The sequence below is a fragment of the Pseudomonas sp. CC11G genome, from assembly GCF_056174845.1.
In genome coordinates this window covers 24492-50839 of record NZ_JBWBZC010000010.1, presented here as the reverse complement: position 1 = coordinate 50839, position 26348 = coordinate 24492, and the positions used below count along the sequence as shown (strand labels likewise).

Here is a 26348-nt window from a genome sequence, read left to right as displayed (position 1 = left end):
CGCTTACAACGGCTTGCCGCGATTGCCGTGCTGGCTCACGAAGGCTTGCATGGCCTTGATGTCGTTTGGCAAGACGGTCAGCCGCTCATCACGGTCGAACAGATCTTGCAAGTGCGGCGGCAAAATCGGGCCTTTGCCGACGCCAGCCTTTTCCACCGCTTCGGGGAATTTCACCGGGTGGGCGGTGCCCAGAATCACCATCGGTGTGCTCAGGCTGCGGCGGCATTCGCGCGCGGCTTTAACGCCAATGGCGGTGTGCGGGTCGAGCAGTTCGCCGCTTTCGGCATACACCTGGGCGATGGTTTCGCAGGTTTCTTCGTCGGTTACGGCGAGCGAATCGAAGAGCTTGCGCGCTTCGGTCCAGCGGTCTTGGTCGACGCTGAAACCGCCGCCTTTTTTGAAGGTGGCCATCAGGTCGTTGATGGCGGCGCCGTTGCGACCATGGAGGTCGAACAGCAGGCGTTCGAAGTTGGACGACACCATGATGTCCATCGACGGCGACAGGGTCGGGTGCAGGGTGTCTTTCACATACTGATTGCCGCTCATAAAGCGGTGCAGGATGTCGTTGCGGTTGGTGGCGACGATCAACTGGCTGATCGGCAGGCCCATGTTGCGTGCCAGGTAGCCGGCGAAAATATCGCCGAAGTTGCCGGTGGGCACCGAGAACGCGATGGAGCGCGCCGGGCCGCCGAGCTGCAGGGCCGCGTGGAAGTAGTAAACGATCTGGGCCATGATCCGCGCCCAGTTGATCGAGTTAACGGCTACCAGGCGGGTGCCTTTGAGGAAGCTCTGGTCGGCGAAGCTGTCTTTGACCATTTCCTGGCAGTCGTCGAAGTTACCTTCCACGGCGATGTTGTGGATGTTCTCACCGAGGATGGTGGTCATCTGCCGGCGCTGCACTTCGGACACGCGGTTGTGCGGGTGCAGGATAAAGATGTCGACGTTGTCGCAGGCCTTGCAGCCTTCGATGGCGGCCGAGCCGGTGTCGCCGGAGGTGGCGCCGATAATCACCACGCGCTCATTGCGCTTGGCCAACACGTAGTCGAGCAGACGGCCAAGCAGTTGCAGGGCGAAGTCTTTGAACGCCAGGGTCGGGCCGTGGAACAGTTCAAGCACCCATTCGTTGCCGTTCAACTGACGCAGCGGCGCCACGGCGCTATGGGCGAACACGCCGTAGGTTTCTTCGAGAATCTTTTTGAAGTCGGCATCCGGAATGCTGCCGGTGACGAACGGGCGCATCACGCGGAAGGCCAGCTCGTGGTACGGCAGGCCGGCCCACGAGGCGATTTCTTCCTGGGTGAAGCGTGGCAGGTTTTCCGGCACGTACAGGCCGCCGTCGCTGGCCAAGCCGGCCAGCAACACGTCTTCGAAATTCAGCGCAGGCGCTTGGCCGCGGGTACTGATGTAACGCATAAAAAAGTCCTCAGCTCAGTTGCTCAACGCGGATACGCACGACACTGCCCACTACATCGCTCAAGGCCTCGAGGGCGGCGATGGCGTCGTTCATGCGTTGTTCTACTACGCGGTGAGTGACCAGAATCATGGGCACCAGGCCGTCTTGTTCTTCGACTTCCTGTTGCATGATCGATTCGATATTGATGCCGCGCTCCGACAGGATGGCCGCCACCTGGGCCAGCACGCCGGGGTGATCTTTGGCCTGAATGCGCAGGTAGTAGGCGCTCTCGCAGGCTTCGATCGGCAGAATCGGGTGGGTGGACAGCGCGTCGGGCTGGAAGGCCAGGTGCGGCACGCGGTTTTCAGGGTCGGTGGTCAAGGCACGCACCACGTCGACCAGGTCGGCGATGACCGACGACGCGGTCGGTTCCATGCCGGCGCCGGCGCCGTAAAACAGGGTGCTGCCGGCAGCGTCGCCGTTGACCATCACGGCGTTCATCACGCCATTGACGTTGGCGATCAGGCGGTCGGCTGGAATCAGGGTCGGGTGCACACGCAGTTCGATACCAGTCGCGGTGCTGCGCGCCACGCCCAGGTGTTTGATGCGGTAGCCCAGCGCTTCGGCGTAGTTGACGTCGGCGGTGGTCAGCTTGGTGATGCCCTCGGTGTAGGCCTTGTCGAACTGCAGCGGAATACCAAAGGCGATGGAGGCCAGAATGGTCAGCTTGTGGGCGGCGTCGATGCCTTCAACGTCGAAGGTTGGGTCTGCTTCGGCGTAACCCAGCGCCTGGGCTTCGGCGAGCACGTCGGGGAAGGTGCGGCCCTTTTCGCGCATTTCGCTGAGGATAAAGTTGCCGGTGCCGTTGATGATGCCGGCCAGCCAGTTGATGCGGTTGGCGGCCAGGCCTTCACGGATGGCTTTGATCACGGGGATGCCGCCGGCGACAGCCGCTTCAAACGCGACGATCACGCCTTTTTCGCGGGCCTTGGCGAAAATTTCGTTGCCGTGCACGGCAATCAGCGCCTTGTTGGCGGTGACCACGTGCTTGCCGTTTTCAATGGCTTTGAGCACCAGCTCATGGGCGATGGTGTAGCCGCCGATCAGCTCGATGACGATGTCGATTTCTGGGTTGGTGGCCACGGCGAACACATCGTTCGTGGTGGCAATACCGGTAATGTCGCACTGAGGGTTCTGCGAGCGCAGCGCAATTTGCGCCACTTCGATGCCACGCCCTGCGCGCCGGGCAATTTCCTCGGCGTTGCGCTTGAGCACATTGAACGTACCGCCACCGACGGTACCCAGCCCACAGATGCCTACTTTGACCGGTTTCACCCTGAACTCCCCAGATCTTGCTGCATGAAACGGCCCGCTCTGCGCGGGCCGTGAATATAAAAGAGCCGCACCTTACGAAGCGGCTCGGTATTAGTCAATCAGGCCCGAAGTCCCGAGAAAACGTAGCCAGCGAAGGGTAGGCAAGGCAAAAACAGAGGAACAAGCGGAGTTGGCTGTAGCCAATGAGCATTGTGAGTCTGTTTTTAACGCCGCCTAACCGAGCGCAGTAGTTTTCACTTGGCTTTGAGCGCCAAAGCAGCAACTTGCGGCGCCGGCTGATAACCGGGAATGAGTTTGCCGTCGGCCAATACGATGGCCGGTGTGCCGTTTACGCCGATGGATTGGCCCAGGGCGAACTGCTTGTGCACCGGGTTATCGCATTTGGCGGCTTTGATGTCTTTGCCCTCGACCATCTGGTCCATGGCCTTTTTACGGTCGGTGGAGCACCACACGGCCTGCAACTGCTGGTCACCCTCAGAGCCCAGGCCCTGACGCGGGAAGGCCAGGTAGCGTACTTCCACACCGCGACGGTTCAGCTCGGCGATTTCGCCGTGCAGTTTGTGGCAGTACGGGCAGGTGGTGTCGGTGAACACGGTGATATGGGTTTTGGCTTCGCCGACCGCCGGGTAGATGACCATTTCGCTGGTCGGGATGGCGTTGATGGTTTTGGCGATGCCTTCGCTTTCGGCTTTTTCAGTGAGGTTGACCGGCTTGCCGTCGTTCACTTCAAACAGGTAGCCCTGCATCACGTACTTGCCGTCGGCGCTGGCGTAAAGCACACGGCCGCCTTGCATGCGCACTTCGTACAGGCCATTGAGCGGGCTGGCGGCGATGCTCTCGATGGGCACGTCCATTTGCAGGTTTTCGAGGGTTTTGCGGATGGCCTGATCGGGCGCATCGGCCCAGGCAACGCAGCTGCTCAGGGCGATAAGGGCAGCGGCAATAATTCGGGTGGCGCGCATTGGATACTCCTGACAAACGCGGCTAAAACAGCGAGGGCGAAGCCTACCATACAAGCCCGGCCCAGGCCGACCGCAGCGGGTCGGAAGGTGCTACAGGCTGTTTGTCGAACTAGCCGCGCGGGTGATGGCGGGCGTGCAGTTCTTGCAGGCGGGCGCGGGCGATGTGGGTGTAGATCTGGGTGGTGGACAGGTCGCTGTGGCCGAGCAGCATCTGCACCACGCGCAGGTCGGCACCGTGGTTGAGCAGATGGGTGGCAAAGGCGTGGCGCAGGGTGTGCGGCGACAGCGCCTTGCTGACGCCGGCCACCTTGGCGTGGTGTTTGATGCGGTACCAGAAAGTTTGCCGGGTCATCTGCTCGCCTCGGTTGCTGGGGAACAGCACGTCGCTAGGCCGCCCTTCGAGCAACTGCGGGCGGGCTTCGCGCACATAGCGCTCGATCCACACAATCGCTTCCTCGCCCATGGGCACCAGGCGCTCCTTGCTGCCTTTGCCGAACACCCGCAGCACGCCCTGGCGCAGGTTGACCTGCTCCAGGGTCAGGCTGATCAGCTCGGTCACCCGCAGGCCGCAGGCGTAAAGCACTTCGAGCATGGCGCGGTCGCGCAGGCCGATGGGCTCGGTGGTTTCCGGTGCAGCCAATAGCGCTTCCACGTCGGCTTCGGAGAGGCTTTTGGGCAGCGGCCGGCCTAACTGCGGCATATCCACTTGCAGCGTGGGATCGACGGCGATCAGGTTTTCGCGCAGCAGGTAGCGGTAAAAGCCACGCACGGCGGAGAGAAAACGCGCGGTGGAACGGGCTACGTATTTTTCATTCAGGCGCCAGGCCAGGTGGTCGAGCAGCACGTCGCGGCCGATATCGGGCAGGCTCAAGCCGCGCTCCTGCAGCCAGCCGTTGAAGTGCGCGAGGTCGCTGCGATAAGCCGAGCGTGAGTGTTCGGACAGGCCCTTTTCCATCCACAGGGCGTCGAGAAATTGATCAATGAGAGGGTGGTCAAGAACCGGCATAAATTGATTGGGTCTGAGGCGCGGGAGCGCGCTAGTCTTTCACAGCCTCGCCTTGCATCACAGGCTAACTGCCAAGGAAAAAGGATGACTGAGCAACATATTCTGCTGGCCCTCGGCGGCATCGGTGCCGCCGCCCTCGCGTGCCAATGGCTGGCCTGGCGCCTGCGTTTACCGGCCATTCTGTTTTTGTTGCTGAGCGGCATTCTGGCCGGCCCGGTGCTGGGCTGGCTGGACCCACAGGCGCTGTTCGGGCCGATGCTGATGCCGTTGGTGTCGCTGTCGGTGTCGCTGATTCTGTTCGAGGGCAGCCTGACCCTGCGTTTTAGCGAGTGGAAGGAAATCGGCACGGTGGTGCGCCGCCTGGTGACCATCGGCGCGCTGTCGACCTGGGTGGTGATTGCGGTCACCAGCCATTACCTGCTGGGTCTGGAGTGGAACCTGGCGGTGCTGTTCGGCACGCTGACCCTGGTCACCGGCCCGACGGTGATCGTGCCGATGCTGCGGGTGGTAAGGCCCAAGGCGTCGATCGCCAACATCCTGCGTTGGGAAGGCATTGTGATCGACCCGATTGGCGCGCTGCTGGCGGTGGTGGTGTTCAGCTACATCATCAGCAAGGACGGCAGTGGCTTGCTCAGCGGTTCGGGCACGTTTTCCGGGGTGATTCTCTGCGGCGTGCTGCTTGGCTTCGCCGGCGGCTGGCTGTTTGGCCAGGTGTTGCGCCGGCATTGGTTGCCGGAATACCTGCAGAACTTCGCTTCGCTGGCCGCGGTTCTCGGCGTGTTTATCACCTCCAACGAACTGATGAACGAGTCCGGCCTGCTGGCGGTGACGGTGATGGGCATGGTGCTGGCGAATATGAAGGGCGTGGATGTTAAGGAGATTCTGCACTTCAAGGAAAACCTCAGCGTACTGCTGATTTCCGGCCTGTTCATTCTGCTGGCCGCGCGCCTGGATTTGCATGCGCTGATCGCTTTCGGGCCGGCGGTGATTCTGCTGTTGGTGGTGATTCAGTTTATTGCCCGCCCGTTGAACGTGGCGATTTCCACCTACCGCTCGCACCTGAGCTGGCGTGAGCGTGCGCTGCTCGCGTGGATTGCCCCGCGCGGGATTGTGGCGGCGGCGGTCTCGGCGATTTTTGCTATCCGTCTGAGCGAAGCGGGCCATCAGGGCGCCGAGCTGTTGGTGCCGCTGACGTTCGCCGTGATCATCGGCACCGTGGTGTTGCAAAGCGCCACGGCTCGGCCGCTGGCGCGCCTGCTGAAGGTGGCGGAGCCGGCGCCTAATGGGTTTCTGATTGTCGGCGCGCACCCCTTGGCGCGGGCCATCGGCAAGGCGTTGCAGCAGCTGGGTAGCCGGGTATTGCTGGCGGATTCGAGCTGGGAAAACGTCAGCGCAGCGCGGATGGACAACCTGCCGACCTACTTCGGCAACCCGGCTTCGCAGCACGCTGAGGCGCATCTGGACCAAGTGGGCCTCGGCTTTCTACTGGCGCTCTCCCCCGCCGGCGAATTGAACACCCTGGCGTGCATGCGCTTTCGCCATGAGTTTCACCGGCAGAATCTGTATGCCGTGGCCAGCGGCCTGGAGAACAAACGCAGCGACAAACACCGCGCCAGCAATGAGCACCGTGGCAGCGTGTTCGCCACTGAAGGGCTCACCTATACCAAGCTCGCCAACAAGCTGAACAAGGGCGCCGAGATTTACCACACCACCCTTACCAGCGGCTTTACCTGGCACGACTACCAGGAGCTGCATGGCGACCGCGCGCTGCTTCTATTCGCCCGGGATAACAATCACCACGTGCACGTCGCCACCCCGGCGCAAAACCTGCAGCCGCTGGCCGGTTGGGTGCTGGTGGCCATGATCGACCCGCAGGTGGAATAGACGTCCGACGGCTGGCGTGAAAATGCCGGAGTCACCCTATCTTTGGGTGGGTGACAGTCCGGCTTTCGGCAGCCATGATTTCATCACGCCACTACTGCTGCCGGACGTCCCCATGGCCACTCAACACAACTCCCGCCTCGGTCAAATTCTGCTGAACAAAGGACTGATCAGCCCCGACCAACTCGCTCAAGCCATCCAATTGCAAACCAGCAGCCACAAGCGCTTGGGGGAAATCCTCATCGAGCAGGGGCTGGTCTCTGAGCGGCAACTCAGCAAGGCGCTGAAAAAACAAAGCAGTTTGCGGGTGGCTGCCACGCTGGTGGCGGCGCTGCTTAGTCCGTTTCAGATGGCGAGTGCGGATTTGCATCGCCCGGCGCCGAGCAGCCTTAGCCGCACCTTGCAGCCGCTGAATGACTCGGAGATGAGCAACGTTAGCGCGCAAGGCTTGGATGACGTGTTGCAGGGGTTGTTTCTGCAGGCCGAAGCCGGCGATGGCGTCGGCACGGCAGCCAAGTTGGCGAAGTTGGTGATGCCGGTGCTGAACAGCCTGGATGCGGAAACGTCGATGAAGGATGTGCGTTACGACACCAGCAAATTGACCTCGGTGCTCAATGCCGACGGCAGCGTGAATGTGCGCTTGCCGAGTTCGATTGGTGAGCTGCGTTTCGACAATGTACGGGTGGCGGGGGGTGGTGCGGGGCAGAGTATGGGGAGTGTGACGCTCCAAGACATCGACCTGTCGCAAGCGTCCCTGCGAATCAGCATGCGGCCTTAAGCAAGATCAAAAACATCGAGGCTGAAGCCTCTCCCACAGGGGCTGGTGATCCCTTGTGGGAGAGGCTTCAGCCTCGATTCCTGCAAACGTCTATTTTAAAACTCCGGCAACACTGGCACCGGCTGTTTGTTGTCGTCGATGGCGACAAAACTGAACACGCCAGTGATCGCCTTCTCGCGGCCATCGCTGTACATGCTTTCGACAAACACCTCGACCTCGACCTTGAGGCTGGTGTTGCCGACTTTCACCACACGCCCGACCAACTCGACGATGGAGCCAGCTGCTATCGGGTGTTTGAAGTCGATGCGATCCGACGACACCGTCACCAGCGGCAACCGGCAAAAACGCGTAGCCGCGATAAACGAAACTTCATCCATCCACGCCAGCGCGGTGCCGCCGAACAGGGTGTTGTGGTGGTTGGTGGTCGGCGGGAAAACGGCCTTGGCGACGCGGGTTTCCGAGCGCTCGGTACGTAGCTGAATCTCTTGCTCTCTTGGGGTCATGCCTTAACTTCCGGGCTAAATCGCGGGCAATAAAAAAGCAGCCCGTAGGCTGCTTTTTCTACAAGGAGACTGGGTTTAAACCAGTTTTTCCTTGATGCGAGCTGCTTTACCAGACAGGTCACGGAGGTAGTAAAGCTTGGCTTTACGTACGTCACCGCGACGCTTGACGGCCAGGCTGTCAACCAGCGGGCTGTAGGTCTGGAAAGTACGCTCAACGCCAACACCGTTGGAGATTTTGCGAACAGTGAATGCACTGTTCACACCACGGTTACGCTTGGCGATTACAACGCCTTCGAACGCTTGCAGACGCGAACGGTCGCCTTCTTTCACTTTAACTTGAACGACTACGGTGTCGCCCGGAGCGAAAGTAGGGATCTCTTTGCTCATCTGCTCGGCTTCGAGGGCCAAGATAATTTTGTTAGTCATGCTGTGCTCCTAAGACAAACCAACTGGCCTGCCATCGATACGTTAACTATCGTCCCGTTGCCGGATGTATTCCGCCAACAGCTTTTTCTCTTCTCCAGAAAGCGAGCGGCTTTCCAGAAGATCAGCGCGTCGTTCACTAGTCCGACCAAGGGACTGCTGCAAACGCCAGCGCCGGATGTGTGCGTGGTTGCCGCTAAGCAACACGTCGGGAACGCGCTTATCCGCATACACCTCCGGTCGGGTGTAGTGCGGGCAGTCGAGCAAGCCATCCGCAAAGGAGTCTTCCTCGGCCGAATCCGCATGACCCAGCGCACCAGGCAGCAGACGCGTTACCGCATCGATCAGAACCATTGCCGGTAGCTCACCACCGGACAGGACGTAATCCCCGATCGACCACTCTTCATCGACATGCGCCTCAATAAAGCGCTCATCGATGCCTTCATATCGCCCGGCAATGAGGATCAAGGTCTCCTCTTTTGCCAGTTCTCGCACGGCTGACTGAGTCAGCTGGCGGCCTTGCGGCGAGAGGTAAATTACCTTCGCCTGCGCTCCAGCGGCTTGCTTGGCATCGGCCAAGGCGCCCTCCAGAGGCTTGATTTTCATCACCATGCCGGGGCCACCGCCGAAAGGCCGATCATCCACCGTCTGGTGGCGATCTTCGGTGTAGCTTCGGGGATTCCAACAGGTCAGCTGCAAGAGCCCCTGTTTCACCGCACGACTGGTAATGCCGTATTCGCTGATGGCAGCAAACATTTCCGGGAACAAACTGATGACTTCAACACGCAGGCTAGCCATATCTCTACTAACCGTTGCTTAGAAGTCCGCATCCCAGTCAACCCGCATTTCGCCAGCGGCCAGGTCAATCGAGAGAACGCAGTGCGCCGTGTAGGGCAACAAACGTTCGCGATCATCCAGGCTGCCCGCGCAGGGCTTGACCACCATCACATCGTTAGCACCGGTCTCCAGCAAGTGGTCGATAACGCCGAGCAATTGCCCGAGTTGGTCGATCACTTTCAGACCTTTGAGCTGGTACCAGTAGTACTCGCCATCGGTCAGATCTGGGAGCAGGCTGCGGGGTACACAAATGTCGAAACCCGCGAGAAGACGTGCTTCTTCACGGTCGTCGAGACCCTTCAGCTTTGCTACGAGGACCTTGTTCTGCGAACGGCCCTGGGCTAACTCAACCTGACGTACATCACCGTCGCGTTTCAGCGTCCAGCGTTTGTAGTCCAGCAGGTTGTCAATCGGATCGGTAAAGGAAAAGACCTTCACCTCGCCGCGAACACCATGCACCGAGACAATCTTGCCGATGACGATCAGGTCATCAGCGGGAGCGGGCGTCGCGTTCATGCGGCTTAGGCTGCTGCCTTAGCGGCATCCTTGAGCAACTGAGCAACGCGCTCAGAAGGCTGTGCACCCTGGCCGAGCCAGTAGGTAGCACGCTCTTGGTCTACGGACAGACGGATCTCTGCACCGGAAGCGATTGGGTTGAAGAAACCAATACGCTCAACAAAACGACCGTCGCGCGCATTGCGGCTGTCGGTCACGGTGAGGTGGTAAAACGGGCGCTTCTTGGAGCCGCCACGGGCAAGACGGATGGTTACCATGTGAACATCGTTCCTGTAGTCGGTGCTGCAAAACTAAAATTACATGCCAGGCACTAGGCCCGAAAGGCCGCATATTCTAAGGATTATCGGGATTTTTGCAAATCTCTTTTTGCCCTGCCCCGATGACAGACGCTCACAGGCCCCGAACAGGCGATCCATTTGCGTGGAGAACGCCCGGGTAGCGCCTGATTGCAGAGCCACCCAGACGTAAACGGATTACATCTTCGGCATGCCGCCGCCTGCACCGCCGCCTGGGAACATACCGCCCATGCCGCGCATCATCTTGGCCATACCGCCTTTGGCAGTGACCTTCTTCATCATCTTCTGCATCTGTTTGTGCTGTTTGATGAGACGGCCGATGTCTTGCACCTGGGTGCCAGAACCCATGGCGATGCGGCGCTTGCGCGAACCACTGATGACGTCAGGGTCGCGGCGCTCCTGAGGAGTCATCGAGTTGATGATCGCCTCCATCTGCTTGAACTGCTTCTCGGCTGCGCCCTGAGCGTTGCCCATTTGCGCCAGATTCATGCCACCGATGTTCGGCAGCTTGTCCATCAGGCCGCCAAGGCCGCCCATGTTTTTCATCTGTTGCAGCTGGTCGCGGAAGTCTTCGAGGTCGAAGCCTTTGCCCTTTTTCAGCTTCTTGGCCAGTTTGTCGGCTTTGTCGCGGTCGAGGGTTTGCTCAGCTTGTTCGATCAGGCTGAGGACGTCGCCCATGCCGAGGATGCGCGAGGCGATTCGGTCGGGGTGGAACGGCTCGAGCGCTTCGCTCTTCTCGCCCATACCGATGAATTTGATGGGCTTGCCGGTAATGGCGCGCACCGACAGCGCGGCACCGCCACGGGCGTCACCGTCGACTTTAGTCAGCACCACGCCGGTCAGCGGCAGCGCATCGCCGAAGGCCTTGGCGGTGTTGGCGGCATCCTGGCCGGTCATGGCGTCGACCACGAACAGGGTTTCCACCGGGTTGATCGCGGCGTGAACGGCCTTGATCTCGGCCATCATTTCTTCGTCGATGTGCAGACGACCGGCGGTGTCGACGATCACTACATCAATGAACTTGATCTTGGCTTCGCGAATCGCCGCTTCGGCAATCGCCACTGGCTTCTGGGTGATATCGGACGGGAAGAACGTCACGCCAATATCGTTGGCCAGGGTTTCCAGTTGTTTGATAGCGGCCGGACGGTAAACGTCGGCGGACACCAGCATCACGGTTTTCTTTTTGCGCTCTTTGAGAAAGCGCGCCAGCTTGCCGGCGGTGGTGGTTTTACCCGCGCCCTGCAGACCGGCCATCAACACCACGGCTGGCGGGGTGGAGTTCAGCGCCAAATCTTCGTTGGCGGCGCCCATCAGGTCTTCGAGTTCGAGACGGACGATCTTCACGAAGGCCTGGCCCGGCGTCAGGCTCTTGGAAACTTCGGTACCAACGGCGCGTTCTTTGACTTTATTGACGAAGTCTTTCACCACCGGCAGTGCGACGTCGGCTTCCAGCAAGGCCATGCGCACTTCACGCAAGGTGTCCTTGATGTTGTCCTCGGTCAGCTTGGCCTTGCCGGTGACATGGCGCAGGGTCTGCGAGAGGCGATCGGTTAAATTTTCGAACATGCGCGTTCCTTTCAGGCGGTCTGGCGCCGGGTTGAGCTTGCAACAAGGGCGCGATTATAACCAAGACGCCCGCCTGCCGACACCGCTGGCGGTCTTTCGTGAAACGGGCGTTTTATGCCACACTCTCGCCCTTTCGGGCTCGCCTTACACGGACTTATGCACCCTCTGCTGCCTAGCCTCGCCGCTGCCTTCCTTTATATAGGCGCCACTGCTTACCAAGGCCTGCGCCTTTCTCAGCGCAAATTGCCCTCCAAACGCGTGCTCGCCCCTCTGGTGTTGCTCGCGTTGTTCTTCCATGGCGGCACGCTGTTCATGCAGCTGCACGCCGAAGCCGGGCTGGCACTGGACTTCTTCAATGCCGCCAGCCTGATCGCCTACGCCGCCATCTTGCTCACCATCGTCGCCAGTGCGCGCATTCCGGTACTCAACCTGTTGCTACTGTTCTTGCCGTTGGGCACCCTCACGGTGTTGCTCGCGCAGTTCGTGCCGGCCGGCACGGTGCCGGTGATCAACGAAAAACCGGGGATTCTGGCGCATATCCTGCTGTCGATTCTGGCCTACGGCATGCTCACCATCGCCGCGTTCCAGGCCCTGCTGTTGCTGCTGCAAGACCACCAGCTCAAGCACAAACACCCCTCCGGCCTGATCAAGAACTTCCCGCCGCTGCAAACCATGGAAAGCCTGCTGTTCGGGTTTCTCTGGGCCGGCTGGGCGCTGCTGAGCCTGTCGCTGATTTCCGGCTGGCTGTTTCTCGATAACCTGTTCGCCCAGCACCTGGTGCACAAAACCTTCCTGGCCTGCGTGGCCTGGCTGATTTTTGCCGTGCTGTTGTGGGGTCGCCATCAGCGCGGCTGGCGCGGCCACAAAGCCATTCGCTGGACCCTCGCCGGCTTCTGCCTGCTGATGCTGGCCTACTTCGGCAGCAAGCTGGTACGTGAATTCATCCTGCACATCTAGCCTAGGCTGCCACCGTGTCTGACCTGAATCCGCAGTACCTATTCGGCCTGCTGGTGGCCCTGATTGTTCTCTCGGCGTTTTTCTCAAGCTCCGAAACCAGCCTGCTCAGCCTCAACCGCTATCGCCTGCGCTACCTGGCCAAACAAGGTCGGCGTGGCGCCAAGCGTGCCAGCACCCTGCTCAATCGCCCGCAACTGCTGCTCGGCGTGCTGCATTTTTGCAACACGCTGGTGACGGTATTGGCCGCGACCGTGGCCGCCGTTTTGGCCACCCGTCTGTGGGGTGACGTCGGCCTTATCGCCTCTACCCTGGGCCTCACCCTGGCGCTGCTGCTGTTCGCCGACATCACCCCGCGCACCCTCGCCGTGCTGCGCCCGGAAGTTTTCGCCTTTCCGTTGAGCGCCCCGCTGCGCCTACTGGTTGAACTGCTCGAACCACTCGTGTGGCTGCTGAACGCCATCAGCAACACCTTGCTGCGCCTGTGCCGCATCGACCCTACCCGCAAACGCCAGGACGGCCTGAGCGCCGAAGAGCTGCGCAGCGTGGTGCGTGAGGCCACTCACGAGCTGCCGCAGAACCGCCAGAGCATGCTGCTGAGTATTCTCGACCTGGAAACGGTGACGGTTAACGACATCATGATTCCGCGCAACGAGGTCACCGGCATCAACCTCGATGACCCGCTGGAAGACATCATCACCCAGCTGCGCACCACCTCGCACACGCGCCTGCCGGTGTTTCGCAGCGACCTCAATCAGGTGGAAGGCGTGGTGCATATGCGCCAAATCGCCCGCCTGCTGACCCATGATCAACTCACCATCGAAGCACTCAGCGCCGCCGCCCACGAGCCGTACTTCGTGCCGGAAAGCACGCCGCTGTCGACGCAGCTGCTGAATTTCCAGAAGCAAAAACGCCGCATCGGCATCGTGGTCGATGAGTACGGCGACGTGCAGGGCATCGTTACCCTGGAAGATATTCTTGAAGAGATCGTCGGCGACTTCAGCAATCAGGACGCCCTGCGCAGCCCCGATATTCATCCGCAGGAAGACGGCACCCAGGTCATCGACGGCGCCGCCTATATCCGCGAAGTGAACAAGGCGCTGGGCTGGAGCCTGCCGTGCGACGGGCCGAAAACCCTCAACGGGCTGATTACCGAGGCGCTGGAAAATATCCCCGACAGCGCGGTGTGTTTGAAGATCGGCCCGTACCGCCTGGAAATTCTTCAGTCCACCGACAACCGGGTAAAAAGCGTACGCGTCTGGCGCCCTACCCCGCGGGTAAACGCGGACGCCCCGTCAGAACGCGCCGATTAGCTGAAGGTGTAATTGCCAGCAGCGCCACCGCGCTTTTATAGTCGAACCCTTCATCGCCTCGCCTGCCATCCGCAGGCCAGCCGGTGCCGTGCGCAAGGCCTCACAAAGCCCCTTGCCGCCGCGGCACAGCCCCAGCGTTTTACCCCTGCGCGCCCCCACAATAATTTGCTGCGGCCGTGGCCTTGCCCACCGACCGAGCCCTGCCCATCGAAGGCGAACCATGACCAGCGCTATCGCAACCCACGACGACGCCAAGCCGGTGAACTCCACCGCCCGCGTCGCCACTGCCAGCTTTATTGGCACTGCTATCGAGTTCTACGATTTCTACGTGTACGCCACCGCCGCCGCGCTGGTGATCGGCCCGGTGTTTTTCCCGGCCACCTCCACCACAGCGCAAACCTTGGCGGCGTTTCTCAGTTTTGGTATCGCCTTTCTGGCCCGGCCGCTGGGCTCGGCGCTGTTCGGCCACTTCGGCGACCGCGTGGGGCGCAAGTCGACGCTGGTCGCCTCGTTGCTGCTGATGGGTGTGTGCACCACGCTGATTGGCGTGCTGCCGGGCTATAGCAGCATCGGCGCCTGGGCCCCGATTCTGTTGTGCCTGCTGCGCTTCGGCCAGGGCCTGGGGCTCGGCGGCGAATGGGGCGGCGCGGCGCTGCTAGCCACCGAAAATGCCCCGCCGGGCAAACGGGGCTGGTTCGGGATGTTCCCGCAGCTTGGCCCATCGATTGGCTTTCTTGCCGCCAACGGTTTGTTTCTGACCCTTGCCATGACCTTGAGCGATGAGCAGTTCAAGGACTGGGGCTGGCGGATTCCGTTTCTGCTAAGCGCCGTGCTGGTGATGGTCGGCTTGTACGTACGCCTGAAGCTGGAAGAAACGCCGGTCTTCGCCAACGCCGTGGCCCGTCACGAACGGGTAAAAGTGCCGTTGTTCGAACTGTTCGGCCAGTACTGGGCACCGATGCTGCTGGGCGCTGGCGCCATGGTGGTGTGCTACGCGCTGTTCTATATCTCCACGGTGTTTTCCCTGAGCTACGGCATTACCAGCCTGGGCTACACGCGGGAAACCTTCCTCGGCCTGCTGTGCTTTGCCGTGGTGTTTATGGCGTTGGCCACGCCGCTGTCGGCTTGGGCCAGCGATCGTTACGGGCGCAAGCCGGTGCTGATCGTCGGCGGCGTGCTGGCGATTCTCTCGGGCTTTTTGATGGAGCCGTTGCTGACCCATGGCTCGACTTGGGCGGTTGCGCTGTTTCTGAGCATTGAGCTGTTTTTGATGGGCGTGACGTTCGCACCCATGGGCGCGTTGCTGCCCGAACTGTTCCCGACCCGCGTGCGGTACACCGGCGCGTCGGCCGCCTACAACCTGGGCGGCATTGTCGGCGCCTCGGCAGCACCGTTCTTCGCGCAGCAGTTGGTGGCGATGGGTGGGTTGAGTTGGGTGGGCGGGTATGTGTCGGCGGCAGCGTTGCTTAGCTTGATTGCAGTGCTGTGCCTGAAAGAAACCAGTAACACGGATCTGCAGAAGATCGCTTGAATCCACTCCCGTAGGAGCGAGCTTGCTCGCGAAGCTCTTAAAGGCTTCGCGAGCAAGCTCGCTCCTACGGGGGGACGGTAGCGTTAGAGCTCTACGACTACCGCCTGAGCGGCGCGGGTCGCTTTGGCACGCGCAGCATCGGTCGACTCATCACGCGCCAAGGCCACGCCCATACGGCGCTGACCATTCACTTCCGGCTTACCAAACAAACGCAACGCGGTATCCGGCTCGCTCAATGCGGCGCCAAGGTTGCTGAACGCGGTTTGCGTCGACTTGCCTTCCACCAGCACCACCGCCGAAGCCGATGGGCCCAGCTGGCGAATCGCCGGAATCGGCAGGCCCAGAATCGCGCGGGCGTGCAGGGCGAATTCCGACAGGTCCTGAGAAATCAGGGTGACCAAACCGGTGTCATGGGGGCGCGGCGAGATTTCGCAGAACCACACCTGATCGCCTTTGACGAACAGCTCCACACCAAACAGACCACGACCACCCAGCGACCCCGTAACGGCCAGGGCAATGCGCTCGGCTTCGGCGCGGGCTTTGTCGCTCATCACCTGCGGCTGCCAGGACTCCTGGTAATCGCCTTTCACCTGACGGTGACCGACCGGTTGGCAGAAGGTGGTGCCGCCGACATGGCGCACGGTGAGCAGGGCAATTTCGTAATCGAAGTCAATAAAGCCTTCCACGATCACCCGGCCTTTACCGGCACGGCCACCGGCTTGGGCGTAGTCCCAGGCGGCTTGCAGATCAGCGGCGCTTTTCAGTACCGACTGGCCTTTGCCCGACGAACTCATGATCGGCTTGATCAGGCACGGGAAGCCCAGCGCTTCGGTCGCGGCCTTGGCTTCTTCGAAGCTGTCGGCAAAGCGGTACGGCGAGGTCGGCAGGCCCAGCTCTTCAGCGGCCAGACGACGGATGCCTTCGCGGTTCATGGTCAGTTGCGCGGCGCGCGCGGTCGGAATCACGGTGTAACCTTCGGTTTCCAGCTCGGCCAGGGTGGCGGTGGCGATGGCTTCGATTTCCGGCACGATGTAGTGCGGCTTTTCCAGTTCGATCACGGCGCGCAGCGCGGCGCCGTCGAGCATGTCGACCACGTGGCTGCGGTGCGCGACCTGCATGGCCGGCGCGTTCGGGTAACGGTCCACGGCAATCACTTCAACGCCCAGGCGCTGCAGCTCGATCACCACTTCCTTGCCCAGCTCACCCGAGCCACACAGCAAGACGCGCGTCGCGCTGGGCGACAAGGGGGTTCCGATACGAGGCATGAGGCTTTCCTTCACGTGCAATTTAAAAGGTTAGGTATTAACGGATTTGCCGGGCTCGGTCAGCAGGCCGCTGGCGCGGGCCCGCTGCAGGCAGTAACCGAGCACCAGGCGGCGCTCGGCGTTGTCCATGCGGCCCCAGCGGATGATTTCGTCGGCGGTGCGCTGGCAACCGGTGCACACATCGTCGTCATCCAGCGCACACACGCTGACGCAGGGCGAGCGCACCGGGCGTTCGGCGTCCATCAGTCGTCCTGCTCTACCAGGTCGCGGGCGTAACGCTGCGAATTATGAACGTAGTGGGCGGCGCTGGCTTCGAGCATTTTCTTCTGCTGCTCATTCAGTTCGCGCACCACCTTGCCGGGCGAGCCCATCACCAGCGAGCCATCGGGAATTTCCTTGCCTTCGCCGATCAGCGAATTGGCGCCGATGATGCAGTGCTTGCCGATTTTGGCGCCGTTAAGGATCACCGCATTAATGCCGATCAGGCTGTACTCGCCCACGGTGCAGCCGTGCAGCATGGCGTTATGGCCGATGGTGACGCCGGTGCCGATATTCAGCGGAAAGCCCATGTCGGTGTGCATCACGGTGCCGTCCTGCACGTTGGCGTTCTCGCCGATATGAATCAGCTCGTTGTCGCCGCGCAGCACGGCGTTGAACCACACGCTGGCGCCCTTTTCGAGTTTCACCTTGCCCACCAGCGTGGCATTGGGCGCAACCCAGCTTTCGGGATGGGTTTCGACACTCGACTGTCCCAAGCGGTATTTCATCGGCGGTTCCTCACGGCTTTTTTGGCTTTCTATTCACTCAGCTCAGGCTGATGTAATGGTCCGGCGGCTGATGCAGGCTGATGCCGGCGTCGTAGAGCAGGTTGACCAGTTCGACCACCATGATCGCCGTCAGCCCCCAGATTTTGTATTCGCCGTAGCGGTAACTAGGCACGTACCAGTCGCGCCCGCGGTAGTCGATACGGTGGGTGACCTCGCGTGGGTCCGTGCGGAAGAACTCAAGCGGCACGCTGAACACGGAGGCGATTTCGCCGTCGTTGGCCTGGTACTCGACGAAGTCCGGCACCACGCCCACATAGGGGGTTACTTGAATGCCGTGACGGGACACCAGGCTGCTCAATGGGCCGATGACTTCGACCAGGCCGGGTGGCAAACCGATTTCTTCGTGGGCTTCGCGCAGGGCGGTGGCCACAAGATCAACGTCTTCGGGGTCACGTCGGCCGCCCGGGAAGGCGACTTCGCCGCCATGGGTCGAGAGCCCGCTGGCGCGCAGGGTGAGCACCAGTTCAGGGGTGTCACTGCGGGTTATGGGTACCAAAACGGCGGCTTCTGGAAAGCTCCGGTCGGTGCCCAGGACGACTGGCTGGTAGTCGCGCACGCGCTGGAGCATCTCATCGAGCATGGGACATTCTCGGTCTTTTGTTCTGCCGGGCATGATGGCATGAAAGCGCAAACCTGCCCAAGCCCCGCGCCCGTTCGCTCGGCGATAAGCGGCACACCTTGCTCCGCGCCGCCTGGCACGCGAAGATGCCGGGCACCGCCGCAACCACGCCCCAGGAGACGGGATGAACTACTGCAGCCAATGCGGCCACCGCGTGTCGCAACGCATTCCCGAGGGCGATAGCCGCCCGCGTTATGTCTGTGATGAATGCCAGACCATCCATTACCAAAATCCGCGCATCGTGGCCGGCTGCCTGCCGGTGTGGGGCCAGCAGGTGTTGCTGTGCCGCCGCGCCATCGAGCCGCGCCGTGGTTTCTGGACGCTGCCGGCCGGCTTTATGGAAAACGGCGAAACCATGGCCGAAGCCGCCATGCGCGAAACCGAGGAAGAAGCCTGTGCGCGGGTGCGCGATCTGCAGTTGTATGGCCTGTATGACCTGCCGCATATCAGCCAGGTGTACGTGTTTTTCCGCGCCGAACTGGTCGACCTCGACTTCGCCGTGGGCGAGGAAAGCCTGGAGGTAAAGCTGTTCGATGAGGCCGATATCCCTTGGTCCGAGCTGGCTTTCCCGACCGTAGGCCGTACCTTAGAATGCTTCTTCGCCGACCGGGTCGCCCAACACTTCCCGGTGCGCAACGAGCCACTAGAAGCTCTGCGCCCACACTTCCCGGCTGCTTATAAAAAGAGCAGCGAGTAAACACACAACATTTCGGGCTGCCGCACGCGGCCCACACTGGAACTGCATCGATGCGTTGGTTGTTAGCTGTTGTCTGCCTGTCGTTTGCGATGCTCTCGCACGCCTCCACCACTGTCACGCTGGACGGCAAGCCTGTGGATAAAGTGTTGGTGATGAAATCCGAGCACAAGCTGCTGCTGCAAAACAAAGGCGAGACGCTGAAAAGCTACCGCATCTCGCTCGGCAAAAAACCCAAAGGTCCGAAACAACGCGAGGGCGACAGCCGCACCCCCGAAGGCTACTACTGGATCGACTGGCGCAAGACCAGCGACAAGTACAACCTGGCCATGCACGTCTCCTACCCCAACATCAAAGACCAAGCCGCTGCGCGCAAAGAAGGCGTACCACCGGGCGGCATGATCATGATTCACGGCACGCCGATCGATGATGAGTACCCGGAGTGGTACTTCAATACGCTGGACTGGACCGAAGGCTGTATCGCAATGAAGAACGACGATATGCGTGAGGTGTGGAGTTTGGTTAAAGACGGGACGTTGATCGAGATTCGTCCTTAACGCGAGTTTGGGCTTTTGTGGGAGAAGCTTTAGCCCCGATTGGTCGGACCTGAAACGGTGTGTTCAAGATCAAAAGAATCGAGGCTGAAGCCTCTCCCACACGATCAGGATCCATAAAAAAGGCGCCTCACTTGGCGCCTTTCTTATTTAGAAAACCAGGTCCGACAATCGCCACACCTCGAACGCCGGTGTTTCATACGGATGCGCCTTGCGCAGCGCTTTCACTGCGTCATGAATCAGCTCATCCGCCACCACCAGTTCCACCTTCCATTCCGCTACATGCTCAAGCACACCGGCCTGACCAATAAACGCATTGCTGCCCGCAAGCCCGCGGAACTGCCCCTGTCCCAGCGATTGCCAGCAGCAACTGTCGTAATTCCCTATGCGCCCTGCACCTGCTCCAAACACGGCATTCTTTACCCCGTCCAGATGGCTTTCCGGAACGTAAAAACACAGCTTGTACATCGTGATCTCCACGGCGCATTCACATGACTTGCTTACGCAGGATTCTGGCGCCAAATAGTCAGCACACAGTGATGGCATATTGCCTCAATCCACCGTAAGGGTGCAATTTCACAGTGCTTGTTGGAGTGGGAAAGCGCGGCAAGTGTTCAGTGAAGGTTAGACGACTTGCTCATAAACCTGACCAGAAGCGTTGCCACTTGGCCTTCCACGAAGGTGCCGGCACGGCATGACTGCCATCGCAGAACGGCAGGTTTTTCGAGTGCCCACAGCGACACAGCAACAGGCGTTGTTCGCGCTTGGCAGTGAAGAGCAGGGCGTTTTCACAAGTGGTGGTGCAGTCCGGCAATTGCGCCGATTGCCCGCAGGTGCACAACCGCAAGGTGGCGCCTGCTTCAAGCAAGCGCACCTCGGGAAGTGATGGGGAATTACCGGTAATACCGGAAGCAGGCTTGCCCTGCTCCCGTTGTTCGCTCACGACGGTGTGTCCGTCAGTTCACCCAAACGCGCGCATTGCGGAACATGCGCAACCAGCCGCCGTCTTCGTTCCACTCTTCCGGCTTCCAGGAGTTCTGCACGGCGCGGAATACCCGCTCCGGGTGCGGCATCATGATGGTCACGCGGCCGTCGCGGCTGGTGAGGCCGGTGATACCACGCGGTGAACCGTTGGGGTTGGCCGGGTAGTTTTCGGTGACCTTGCCGTGGTTGTCGATAAAGCGCATCGACACACAACCGGACAGATCCGCTTCCAGCAGTGCTTCCTCGCTTTCGAACTCGGCATGACCTTCACCGTGGGCGATAGCGATTGGCATACGGGAACCGGCCATATCGCGCAGGAAGATCGAGGCCGATTCCTGCACTTGCACCATGGCCACGCGGGCTTCGAACTGCTCGGAACGGTTACGCACAAAGTGCGGCCAGAACTCGCTGCCCGGCACCAGCTCGCGCAGGTTGGACATCATCTGGCAACCGTTACACACGCCGAGGGTGAAGCTGTCTTTGCGTTCGAAGAAGGCACTGAAGGCATCACGGGCGCGGGTGTTGAACAGCACCGACTTGGCCCAGCCTTCACCGGCGCCCAGCACGTCGCCGTAGGAGAAGCCGCCGCAAGCCACCAGGCCTTTGAACGCTTCCAGGTCGACGCGACCGGCGAGGATATCGCTCATGTGCACGTCGATGGCGTTGAAGCCGGCACGGTCGAAGGCAGCAGCCATTTCGACCTGGCCGTTGACGCCTTGCTCACGCAGCACGGCCACTTGTGGACGCACGTTTTTCTTGATGTACGGTGCGGCGATGTCCTGGTTGACGTCGAAACCCAGTTTGACCGAAAGGCCCGGGTTGGCTTCGTCCAGCAGCACGTCGTATTCCTGCTCGGCGCACTCGACGTTGTCACGCAGACGCTGCACCTGATAGCTGGTGGCAGCCCACTCGCGTTGCAGCAGACGACGCTCGCCGGTGAACACCGGCTGGTCGTTGAAGCTGATGTTGATTTCGGCGTTATTCACCGGCTGACCGATGACGGCCACACAGTCGCCCAGACCGGCAGCGCTGAATTGCGCCAGCACTTCGGGGGTAGCGTCCTGGTGAACCTGAATGACCGCGCCCAGCTCTTCGTTGAACAGCACGGCGGCCAGTTCTTCGCGGTTATGGGCCACGGTGTCGAGCACGATGTTCAGGCCGCAGTGACCGGCGAAGGCCATTTCCAGCACGCTCACCAACACACCACCGTCGGAGCGGTCGTGGTAGGCCAGCAGGCTGCCGTCGGCGTTCAGGCCCTGGATCACGGCGAAGAAGGCTTTGAGGTCTTCGGCGTCATCAACGTCCGGCGCGGTACGTGCCAGTTGGCCGTACACCTGAGCCAAAATCGAGGCGCCCATGCGGTTCTGGCCACGGCCGAGGTCGATCAGAATCAGGTCGGTCTCGCCCTTGTCCATGCGCAGTTGCGGGGTCAGGGTTTTGCGGATGTCGAGCACCGGAGCGAAGCCGGTCACGATCAGCGACAGCGGTGAGGTGACGGATTTGTCGGTGCCCTCCTCGCTCCAGCGGGTTTTCATCGACATAGAGTCTTTGCCCACCGGAATGGTGATACCCAGCTCCGGGCACAGCTCCATGCCGACCGCTTTCACGGTGTCGTACAGGCGGGCATCTTCACCGGGGTGGCCGGCAGCGGACATCCAGTTGGCCGACAGTTTGATATCGGAAATTTTGCCGATGCGCGACGCGGCGATGTTGGTCAGGGTTTCGCCGATTGCCATGCGGCCGGAGGCCGGGGCATTGAGCAAGGCCAGCGGCGTGCGCTCACCCATGGCCATGGCTTCACCGGTGTACACGTCGAAGCTGGTGGCGGTAACGGCGCAGTCAGCCACCGGCACTTGCCACGGGCCAACCATCTGGTCGCGAGCAACCAGACCGGTAATGGTGCGGTCGCCGATGGTGATCAGGAAGCTTTTGCTCGCCACGGCCGGGTGGTGCAGCACGCGCCCAACGGCTTCTTTGAGGTCGAGGCTGGCGGCGTCGAAATCGTCACCCAACTCTTGCTCGCGAACGGCCGAACGGTGCATGCGCGGGGCTTTGCCCAGCAGCACTTCCAGCGGCATGTCGACGGCGTTGTTGCCGAAGTGGCTGTCGGCGACGGTCAGTTGAGGTTCGGCCAGGGCTTCACCGACGACGGCAAATGGGCAGCGCTCGCGCTCGCAGATGGCTTTGAAGGCTTCAAAGTCTGCAGCGTCGACGGCCAGTACGTAACGCTCCTGGCTTTCGTTGCACCAGATCTCGTGCGGGGCCATGCCCGGCTCGTCGTTCGGTACGGCACGCAGTTCGAAGCGGCCGCCACGGCCACCGTCGTTGACCAGTTCCGGGAAAGCGTTGGACAGACCGCCCGCGCCCACGTCGTGGATAAAGCTGATCGGGTTTTTGTCGCCCAGCTGCCAGCAGCGGTCGATCACTTCCTGGCAACGGCGCTCCATTTCCGGGTTTTCCCGTTGCACGGAGGCGAAGTCGAGGTCGGCCGAGCTTGCGCCGGTGGCCATCGACGAGGCAGCGCCGCCGCCCAGGCCGATCAGCATGGCCGGGCCGCCGAGCACGATGAGCTTGGAGCCCACGGTGATTTCGGCTTTCTGTACGTGTTCAGCGCGGATGTTGCCCATACCGCCGGCGAGCATGATCGGCTTGTGGTAGCCGCGCACTTCGTCGCCATGGGGTGTGCTGATTTTTTGCTCGAAGGTACGGAAGTAACCGGTGAGTGCCGGACGACCGAACTCGTTGTTGAACGCGGCGCCGCCGAGCGGGCCTTCGATCATGATGTCCAGCGCGGTGACGATGCGCTCAGGCTTGCCGTACGGGGTTTCCCACGGTTGTTCGAAGCCTGGGATCTGCAGGTTGGATACGGTGAAACCGGTGAGACCGGCTTTCGGCTTGGCGCCGCGACCGGTGGCGCCTTCGTCACGAATCTCGCCGCCGGAACCGGTAGAGGCACCGGGGAATGGAGCGATGGCGGTCGGGTGGTTGTGCGTTTCGACCTTCATCAGAATATGCACCGGCTCCTGCACCGCGCCGTACTGGCGGGTTTCAGAGTTCGGGAAGAAACGCCCGGCGACCGAACCTTCGATCACGGCGGCGTTGTCTTTATAAGCCGACAGAACGCCTTCGCCGTGCATCTGGAAGGTGTTCTTGATCATGCCGAACAGGCTTTTTTCCTGGTTCTCGCCGTCGATATCCCAGCTGGCATTGAAGATCTTGTGGCGGCAGTGCTCGGAGTTGGCCTGGGCGAACATCATCAGTTCGATGTCGTGCGGGTTGCGCCCCAGTTTTACAAACGCGTCGACCAAATAGTCGATTTCGTCGTCGGCCAGGGCCAGGCCCAGCTCACTGTTAGCGTGTTCCAGCGCGGCGCGGCCACCGTTCAAGACGTCGACGGCGGTCAGCGGCTTGGGTTCGGCGTGGCTGAACAGACCAGCGGCTTGTTCCAGATTGCCCAATACCAGCTGCGTCATGCGGTCGTGCAAAGCGGCGGCGACCAGTTCGGCCTCGGCGTCGCTCAGCTCACCGGCTACGTAGTAGGCAATGCCGCGTTCCAGGCGCTGAATTTTGGCCAGGCCGCAGTTGCGGGCGATGTCGCTGGCCTTGCTGGACCACGGGGAAATGGTGCCGAAACGCGGCAGCACCAGGAACAGACGGCCGCTTGGCTCTTGCACCGGCACACTCGGGCCGTACTTGAGCAAGCGGGCGAGCACTTTCTCTTCGTCGCCGGTCAGAAGACCGGTCACCTCGGCAAAGTGGGCAAACTCGGCGTACACCGCAGTAACAGCGGGGACTTTGGCAGTCAGTTGGTCGAGCAACTTGCCGTGGCGGAAGGCAGAAAGGGCAGGAGCGCCGCGCAGGATCAACATCTCGGGGAAAGCCTCGGGAAGGGGGATGCTTTGAGGCCGTGCATTCTAACCCAAACCTCCCGCCAAGGCACTCGCGACGGGGACCCAGTCGACAGTTTTGCGCTAGCAGAGAAGCGCCCCGGCTGTCGAGATATGGCGACCACAACGCTTTGCGTATACTCCGCCGATGCTTGCACACACGATGCTGCACAAACGCCCCCAGAAATGGTTGGCGGCAGCCACCCTCCTTCTGTTGCTTTGCGGTTGTAGTGAGCCGCAGCCGACAGCCCTTGAGCGCATCCAGAAGGATGGCGTGCTGCGTGTGCTCACCCGCAACAGCCCGGCTACCTATTTCCAGGACCGCAACGGCGAAACCGGTTTCGAGTACGAACTGGTCAAACGCTTTGCCGACGACCTGGGCGTGGAGCTGAAAATCGAGACCGCCGACAACCTCGATGAAATCTTCACCCGCCTGAATCAGGAAAACGGCCCGGCCCTGGCCGCCGCCGGTTTGGTTAGCAGCCAAGGGCGAATGAATCAGGCGCGCTTCTCCCAGTCGTACCTGGAAGTCACCCCGCAAATCATCTACCGCAACGGCGAAAACCGCCCGACGCGCCCGGAGGATCTGCTCGGCAAACGCATCATGGTGCTCAAGGGCAGCAGCCACGCCGAGCAGCTTGCAACGCTTAAAGGTCAGTACCCCGACCTCAACTATGAAGAGTCGGACGCGGTGGAAATCGTCGACCTGCTGCGCATGGTGGATGAAGGACAGATCGACCTGACCCTGGTGGACTCCAACGAACTGGCCATGAACCAGGTGTACTTCCCCAACGTGCGCGTGGCCTTCGACTTCGGCGATGCCAACGCCCTGGGCTGGGCCTTGCCGCCGGGTACCGACGACAGCCTGCTTAAGGAAGTGAATGCGTTTCTGGAGCGGGTAAAAATCAACGGCGTGCTGCAACGTCTGAAAGACCGCTACTACGGCCACGTTGATGTACTCGGTTATGTCGGCGCCTACACCTTCGCCAAGCACCTGCAACAACGTCTGCCGCGTTACGAGCAGCACTTCCGTCAGAACGGTAAAAGCTACGAGCTGGACTGGCGCCTGCTGGCCGCCATCGGCTATCAGGAATCGCTGTGGCAACCCAACGCCACCTCCAAGACCGGCGTGCGCGGCCTGATGATGCTGACTCAGAACACCGCCGAAGCCATGGGCGTATCCAACCGCCTGGACCCCAAACAAAGCATCAATGGCGGCAGCAAATACTTCGCTTCAATTCTGGAAAGCCTGGCGCCGGAGCTGACCGAGCCGGATCGCACCTGGTTTGCCCTGGCGGCCTACAACATCGGCATCGCTCACCTGGGCGATGCGCGCAAGCTGGCAGAGGCTGAAGGCCTGGACCCGAACAAGTGGCTGAACGTGAAAACCATGCTGCCGCGGCTGTCGCAAAAGCAGTGGTACAGCAAGACCAAATACGGCTACGCCCGTGGCGGCGAGACGGTGCATTTTGTGCAGAACATCCGCCGCTACTACGACATCCTGACCTGGGTAACCCAGCCGCAACTGGAAGGCGGGCAGATGGCCGAAGGCAACCTGCATATTCCGAGTATCGACAAGCACAAGCCGGACGATAACGGGCCTGCGGCGCTTTGATTCCGAGCGACGCTCGAATCCCCCGTCATCCCCGCGAAGGCGGGGATCCAGAATGTATGTTGTGACGAAGAGTCTGGATTCCCGCCTGCGCGGGAATGACGGAGATTGAATTCAATTGATCAGTCAGGCTTGGCCCGGCGCTGCTTGAAGAACTCACTCAACACCGCACTGCACTCCTCCGCCAACACCCCGCCCTCCACCAGCACCCGGTGGTTCAGAAAGATCTGGTCGAAGAACTTGCCGCGGCTTTGCACGATACCGGCCTTGGGCTCGGTGGCACCGAATACCACGCGGTTGACCCGCGCATGCACCAGCAACCCCGCGCACATGCTGCACGGCTCCAGCGTCACGTACAGCGTGCTGCCCGGCAGCCGGTAGTTTTCCACGGCGGCGGCGGCCGCACGAATGGCGACCATCTCGGCGTGGGCGCTGGGGTCGTGCGTGGTGATCGGGCAGTTGAACCCGCGCCCGATCACTTCGCCGTTCTGTACCAGCACCGCACCCACCGGCACCTCACCGAGGCTCGCGCCTTGTGCGGCAAGCACCAGGGCCTCACGCATAAAGTGCGTGTCCTGACTGCGGTCGATGATCTGCGGTTTTCTCATGTCT

At 61.1% G+C, this 26348-nt stretch carries 26 protein-coding genes; 8 read left to right on the top strand and 18 right to left on the bottom strand.

From position 1 onward, the window contains the following. Window positions 1–3: 3 nt before the first annotated feature. The 4 genes from thrC to xerD form a co-directional block, all read right to left on the bottom strand. The gene (thrC, locus tag AC0V2S_RS13760) at window positions 4–1413 is read right to left on the bottom strand and encodes a threonine synthase (protein ID WP_475510233.1); all 1410 of its coding nucleotides are present in this window, start codon (window positions 1411–1413) and stop codon (window positions 4–6) included. Between the two features lie 10 nt (window positions 1414–1423). Then, window positions 1424–2728, bottom strand: a complete 1305-nt coding sequence (locus AC0V2S_RS13755) for a homoserine dehydrogenase (RefSeq protein WP_475510232.1) — start codon at window positions 2726–2728, stop codon at window positions 1424–1426. 233 nt (window positions 2729–2961) lie between these two features. After that, window positions 2962–3690, bottom strand: a complete 729-nt coding sequence (gene dsbC / locus AC0V2S_RS13750) for a bifunctional protein-disulfide isomerase/oxidoreductase DsbC (protein ID WP_475510231.1) — start codon at window positions 3688–3690, stop codon at window positions 2962–2964. Window positions 3691–3799: 109 nt separating this feature from the next. Then, window positions 3800–4696 carry a site-specific tyrosine recombinase XerD gene (xerD, locus tag AC0V2S_RS13745; protein ID WP_475510230.1) on the bottom strand — a complete coding sequence of 299 codons (897 nt, stop codon included), beginning with the start codon at window positions 4694–4696 and terminating at the stop codon, window positions 3800–3802. An 84-nt stretch (window positions 4697–4780) separates the two neighbouring features. Between xerD and AC0V2S_RS13740 the strand changes: the two genes are divergently transcribed. Together AC0V2S_RS13740 and AC0V2S_RS13735 are read left to right on the top strand one after the other, a co-directional pair. Next, window positions 4781–6580 carry a cation:proton antiporter gene (locus tag AC0V2S_RS13740; RefSeq protein WP_475510229.1) on the top strand — a complete coding sequence of 600 codons (1800 nt, stop codon included), beginning with the start codon at window positions 4781–4783 and terminating at the stop codon, window positions 6578–6580. 112 nt (window positions 6581–6692) lie between these two features. Further along, window positions 6693–7355: a hypothetical protein gene (locus tag AC0V2S_RS13735; protein ID WP_475510228.1), complete on the top strand. Its 663-nt coding sequence runs from the start codon at window positions 6693–6695 to the stop codon at window positions 7353–7355. A 95-nt stretch (window positions 7356–7450) separates the two neighbouring features. On the opposite strand, the gene AC0V2S_RS13730 is transcribed toward AC0V2S_RS13735, so the two are convergent. The 6 genes from AC0V2S_RS13730 to ffh form a co-directional block, all read right to left on the bottom strand. Then, window positions 7451–7858 (bottom strand): acyl-CoA thioesterase, encoded by a 408-nt coding sequence (locus AC0V2S_RS13730; RefSeq protein WP_475510227.1) that lies wholly within the window; start codon window positions 7856–7858, stop codon window positions 7451–7453. Between the two features lie 75 nt (window positions 7859–7933). Beyond that, entirely contained in the window at window positions 7934–8284 is a 351-nt protein-coding gene (rplS, locus tag AC0V2S_RS13725; protein WP_108095773.1) for a 50S ribosomal protein L19, read from the bottom strand. 42 nt (window positions 8285–8326) lie between these two features. Further along, the gene (gene trmD, locus AC0V2S_RS13720) at window positions 8327–9079 is read right to left on the bottom strand and encodes a tRNA (guanosine(37)-N1)-methyltransferase TrmD (RefSeq protein WP_475510226.1); all 753 of its coding nucleotides are present in this window, start codon (window positions 9077–9079) and stop codon (window positions 8327–8329) included. An 18-nt stretch (window positions 9080–9097) separates the two neighbouring features. Then, a complete protein-coding gene (rimM, locus tag AC0V2S_RS13715; protein ID WP_475510225.1) occupies window positions 9098–9634 on the bottom strand; it encodes a ribosome maturation factor RimM in 537 nt (178 codons plus the stop codon). 5 nt (window positions 9635–9639) lie between these two features. After that, window positions 9640–9891: a 30S ribosomal protein S16 gene (gene rpsP, locus AC0V2S_RS13710; RefSeq protein WP_108095776.1), complete on the bottom strand. Its 252-nt coding sequence runs from the start codon at window positions 9889–9891 to the stop codon at window positions 9640–9642. A gap of 216 nt (window positions 9892–10107) precedes the next feature. Continuing rightward, window positions 10108–11496, bottom strand: coding sequence for a signal recognition particle protein (ffh, locus tag AC0V2S_RS13705; protein WP_475510224.1), 1389 nt, complete (start codon window positions 11494–11496; stop codon window positions 10108–10110). 156 nt (window positions 11497–11652) lie between these two features. Between ffh and AC0V2S_RS13700 the strand changes: the two genes are divergently transcribed. The 3 genes from AC0V2S_RS13700 to AC0V2S_RS13690 all read left to right on the top strand — a co-directional run bounded on the left by AC0V2S_RS13700 (window position 11653) and on the right by AC0V2S_RS13690 (window position 15294). Further along, on the top strand, window positions 11653–12453 hold the full coding sequence (locus AC0V2S_RS13700) for a cytochrome C assembly family protein (protein ID WP_475510223.1): 801 nt from the start codon (window positions 11653–11655) through the stop codon (window positions 12451–12453). 14 nt (window positions 12454–12467) lie between these two features. Beyond that, a complete protein-coding gene (locus AC0V2S_RS13695; RefSeq protein WP_475510222.1) occupies window positions 12468–13763 on the top strand; it encodes an HlyC/CorC family transporter in 1296 nt (431 codons plus the stop codon). Between the two features lie 220 nt (window positions 13764–13983). Next, window positions 13984–15294, top strand: coding sequence for an MFS transporter (locus tag AC0V2S_RS13690; protein WP_475510221.1), 1311 nt, complete (start codon window positions 13984–13986; stop codon window positions 15292–15294). A gap of 83 nt (window positions 15295–15377) precedes the next feature. On the opposite strand, the gene purT is transcribed toward AC0V2S_RS13690, so the two are convergent. From purT to AC0V2S_RS13670, 4 genes are read right to left on the bottom strand one after another with little or no spacing between them, the layout of a single operon-like run. Next, window positions 15378–16559, bottom strand: coding sequence for a formate-dependent phosphoribosylglycinamide formyltransferase (gene purT / locus AC0V2S_RS13685; protein ID WP_457435417.1), 1182 nt, complete (start codon window positions 16557–16559; stop codon window positions 15378–15380). Between the two features lie 30 nt (window positions 16560–16589). Continuing rightward, window positions 16590–16805, bottom strand: coding sequence for a DUF1289 domain-containing protein (locus AC0V2S_RS13680; protein WP_475510357.1), 216 nt, complete (start codon window positions 16803–16805; stop codon window positions 16590–16592). Next, window positions 16802–17326, bottom strand: coding sequence for a gamma carbonic anhydrase family protein (locus tag AC0V2S_RS13675; RefSeq protein WP_475510220.1), 525 nt, complete (start codon window positions 17324–17326; stop codon window positions 16802–16804). The genes AC0V2S_RS13680 and AC0V2S_RS13675 overlap by 4 nt, the downstream gene beginning before the upstream one ends. A 37-nt stretch (window positions 17327–17363) precedes the next feature. After that, window positions 17364–17966 carry a CoA pyrophosphatase gene (locus AC0V2S_RS13670; protein ID WP_475510219.1) on the bottom strand — a complete coding sequence of 201 codons (603 nt, stop codon included), beginning with the start codon at window positions 17964–17966 and terminating at the stop codon, window positions 17364–17366. Between the two features lie 163 nt (window positions 17967–18129). On the opposite strand from AC0V2S_RS13670, the gene AC0V2S_RS13665 reads away from it, so the two are divergent. Together AC0V2S_RS13665 and AC0V2S_RS13660 are read left to right on the top strand one after the other, a co-directional pair. After that, window positions 18130–18702: an NUDIX hydrolase gene (locus AC0V2S_RS13665; protein ID WP_475510218.1), complete on the top strand. Its 573-nt coding sequence runs from the start codon at window positions 18130–18132 to the stop codon at window positions 18700–18702. Between the two features lie 50 nt (window positions 18703–18752). Further along, the gene (locus AC0V2S_RS13660) at window positions 18753–19256 is read left to right on the top strand and encodes a L,D-transpeptidase family protein (RefSeq protein WP_475510217.1); all 504 of its coding nucleotides are present in this window, start codon (window positions 18753–18755) and stop codon (window positions 19254–19256) included. Window positions 19257–19403: 147 nt separating this feature from the next. Here the strand turns inward: AC0V2S_RS13660 and AC0V2S_RS13655 are convergent, their stop codons facing one another. The 3 genes from AC0V2S_RS13655 to purL all read right to left on the bottom strand — a co-directional run bounded on the left by AC0V2S_RS13655 (window position 19404) and on the right by purL (window position 24106). Next, window positions 19404–19721, bottom strand: a complete 318-nt coding sequence (locus tag AC0V2S_RS13655) for an NGG1p interacting factor NIF3 (protein WP_475510216.1) — start codon at window positions 19719–19721, stop codon at window positions 19404–19406. Between the two features lie 169 nt (window positions 19722–19890). Beyond that, the gene (locus AC0V2S_RS13650; protein WP_475510215.1) at window positions 19891–20196 is read right to left on the bottom strand and encodes a CDGSH iron-sulfur domain-containing protein; all 306 of its coding nucleotides are present in this window, start codon (window positions 20194–20196) and stop codon (window positions 19891–19893) included. A 13-nt stretch (window positions 20197–20209) separates the two neighbouring features. Beyond that, complete coding sequence (gene purL, locus AC0V2S_RS13645; protein ID WP_475510214.1) at window positions 20210–24106, bottom strand: phosphoribosylformylglycinamidine synthase; 3897 nt, start codon at window positions 24104–24106, stop codon at window positions 20210–20212. Window positions 24107–24272: 166 nt separating this feature from the next. Between purL and mltF the strand changes: the two genes are divergently transcribed. Then, window positions 24273–25739, top strand: a complete 1467-nt coding sequence (gene mltF, locus AC0V2S_RS13640) for a membrane-bound lytic murein transglycosylase MltF (RefSeq protein ID WP_475510213.1) — start codon at window positions 24273–24275, stop codon at window positions 25737–25739. 119 nt (window positions 25740–25858) lie between these two features. Here mltF and tadA read toward each other — a convergent pair whose 3' ends face one another. Then, window positions 25859–26344, bottom strand: coding sequence for a tRNA adenosine(34) deaminase TadA (tadA, locus tag AC0V2S_RS13635; protein WP_475510212.1), 486 nt, complete (start codon window positions 26342–26344; stop codon window positions 25859–25861). Window positions 26345–26348 lie beyond the last annotated feature (4 nt).

What these genes read in the sequence shown, in the direction of transcription:
- AC0V2S_RS13675 (WP_475510220.1), bottom strand. Translation starts at nt 17,326, where the DNA reads ATGAAATACCGCTTGGGACAGTCGAGTGTCGAAACCCATCCCGAAAGC.
- AC0V2S_RS13735 (WP_475510228.1), top strand. Translation starts at nt 6,693, where the DNA reads ATGGCCACTCAACACAACTCCCGCCTCGGTCAAATTCTGCTGAACAAA.
- mltF (WP_475510213.1), top strand. Translation starts at nt 24,273, where the DNA reads ATGCTTGCACACACGATGCTGCACAAACGCCCCCAGAAATGGTTGGCG.
- AC0V2S_RS13665 (WP_475510218.1), top strand. Translation starts at nt 18,130, where the DNA reads ATGAACTACTGCAGCCAATGCGGCCACCGCGTGTCGCAACGCATTCCC.
- AC0V2S_RS13660 (WP_475510217.1), top strand. Translation starts at nt 18,753, where the DNA reads ATGCGTTGGTTGTTAGCTGTTGTCTGCCTGTCGTTTGCGATGCTCTCG.
- purL (WP_475510214.1), bottom strand. Translation starts at nt 24,106, where the DNA reads ATGTTGATCCTGCGCGGCGCTCCTGCCCTTTCTGCCTTCCGCCACGGC.
- purT (WP_457435417.1), bottom strand. Translation starts at nt 16,559, where the DNA reads ATGCCTCGTATCGGAACCCCCTTGTCGCCCAGCGCGACGCGCGTCTTG.
- rpsP (WP_108095776.1), bottom strand. Translation starts at nt 9,891, where the DNA reads ATGGTAACCATCCGTCTTGCCCGTGGCGGCTCCAAGAAGCGCCCGTTT.
- AC0V2S_RS13655 (WP_475510216.1), bottom strand. Translation starts at nt 19,721, where the DNA reads ATGTACAAGCTGTGTTTTTACGTTCCGGAAAGCCATCTGGACGGGGTA.
- AC0V2S_RS13700 (WP_475510223.1), top strand. Translation starts at nt 11,653, where the DNA reads ATGCACCCTCTGCTGCCTAGCCTCGCCGCTGCCTTCCTTTATATAGGC.
- xerD (WP_475510230.1), bottom strand. Translation starts at nt 4,696, where the DNA reads ATGCCGGTTCTTGACCACCCTCTCATTGATCAATTTCTCGACGCCCTG.
- dsbC (WP_475510231.1), bottom strand. Translation starts at nt 3,690, where the DNA reads ATGCGCGCCACCCGAATTATTGCCGCTGCCCTTATCGCCCTGAGCAGC.
- AC0V2S_RS13730 (WP_475510227.1), bottom strand. Translation starts at nt 7,858, where the DNA reads ATGACCCCAAGAGAGCAAGAGATTCAGCTACGTACCGAGCGCTCGGAA.
- rplS (WP_108095773.1), bottom strand. Translation starts at nt 8,284, where the DNA reads ATGACTAACAAAATTATCTTGGCCCTCGAAGCCGAGCAGATGAGCAAA.
- tadA (WP_475510212.1), bottom strand. Translation starts at nt 26,344, where the DNA reads ATGAGAAAACCGCAGATCATCGACCGCAGTCAGGACACGCACTTTATG.
- ffh (WP_475510224.1), bottom strand. Translation starts at nt 11,496, where the DNA reads ATGTTCGAAAATTTAACCGATCGCCTCTCGCAGACCCTGCGCCATGTC.
- trmD (WP_475510226.1), bottom strand. Translation starts at nt 9,079, where the DNA reads ATGGCTAGCCTGCGTGTTGAAGTCATCAGTTTGTTCCCGGAAATGTTT.
- AC0V2S_RS13690 (WP_475510221.1), top strand. Translation starts at nt 13,984, where the DNA reads ATGACCAGCGCTATCGCAACCCACGACGACGCCAAGCCGGTGAACTCC.
- rimM (WP_475510225.1), bottom strand. Translation starts at nt 9,634, where the DNA reads ATGAACGCGACGCCCGCTCCCGCTGATGACCTGATCGTCATCGGCAAG.
- thrC (WP_475510233.1), bottom strand. Translation starts at nt 1,413, where the DNA reads ATGCGTTACATCAGTACCCGCGGCCAAGCGCCTGCGCTGAATTTCGAA.
- AC0V2S_RS13740 (WP_475510229.1), top strand. Translation starts at nt 4,781, where the DNA reads ATGACTGAGCAACATATTCTGCTGGCCCTCGGCGGCATCGGTGCCGCC.
- AC0V2S_RS13670 (WP_475510219.1), bottom strand. Translation starts at nt 17,966, where the DNA reads ATGCTCGATGAGATGCTCCAGCGCGTGCGCGACTACCAGCCAGTCGTC.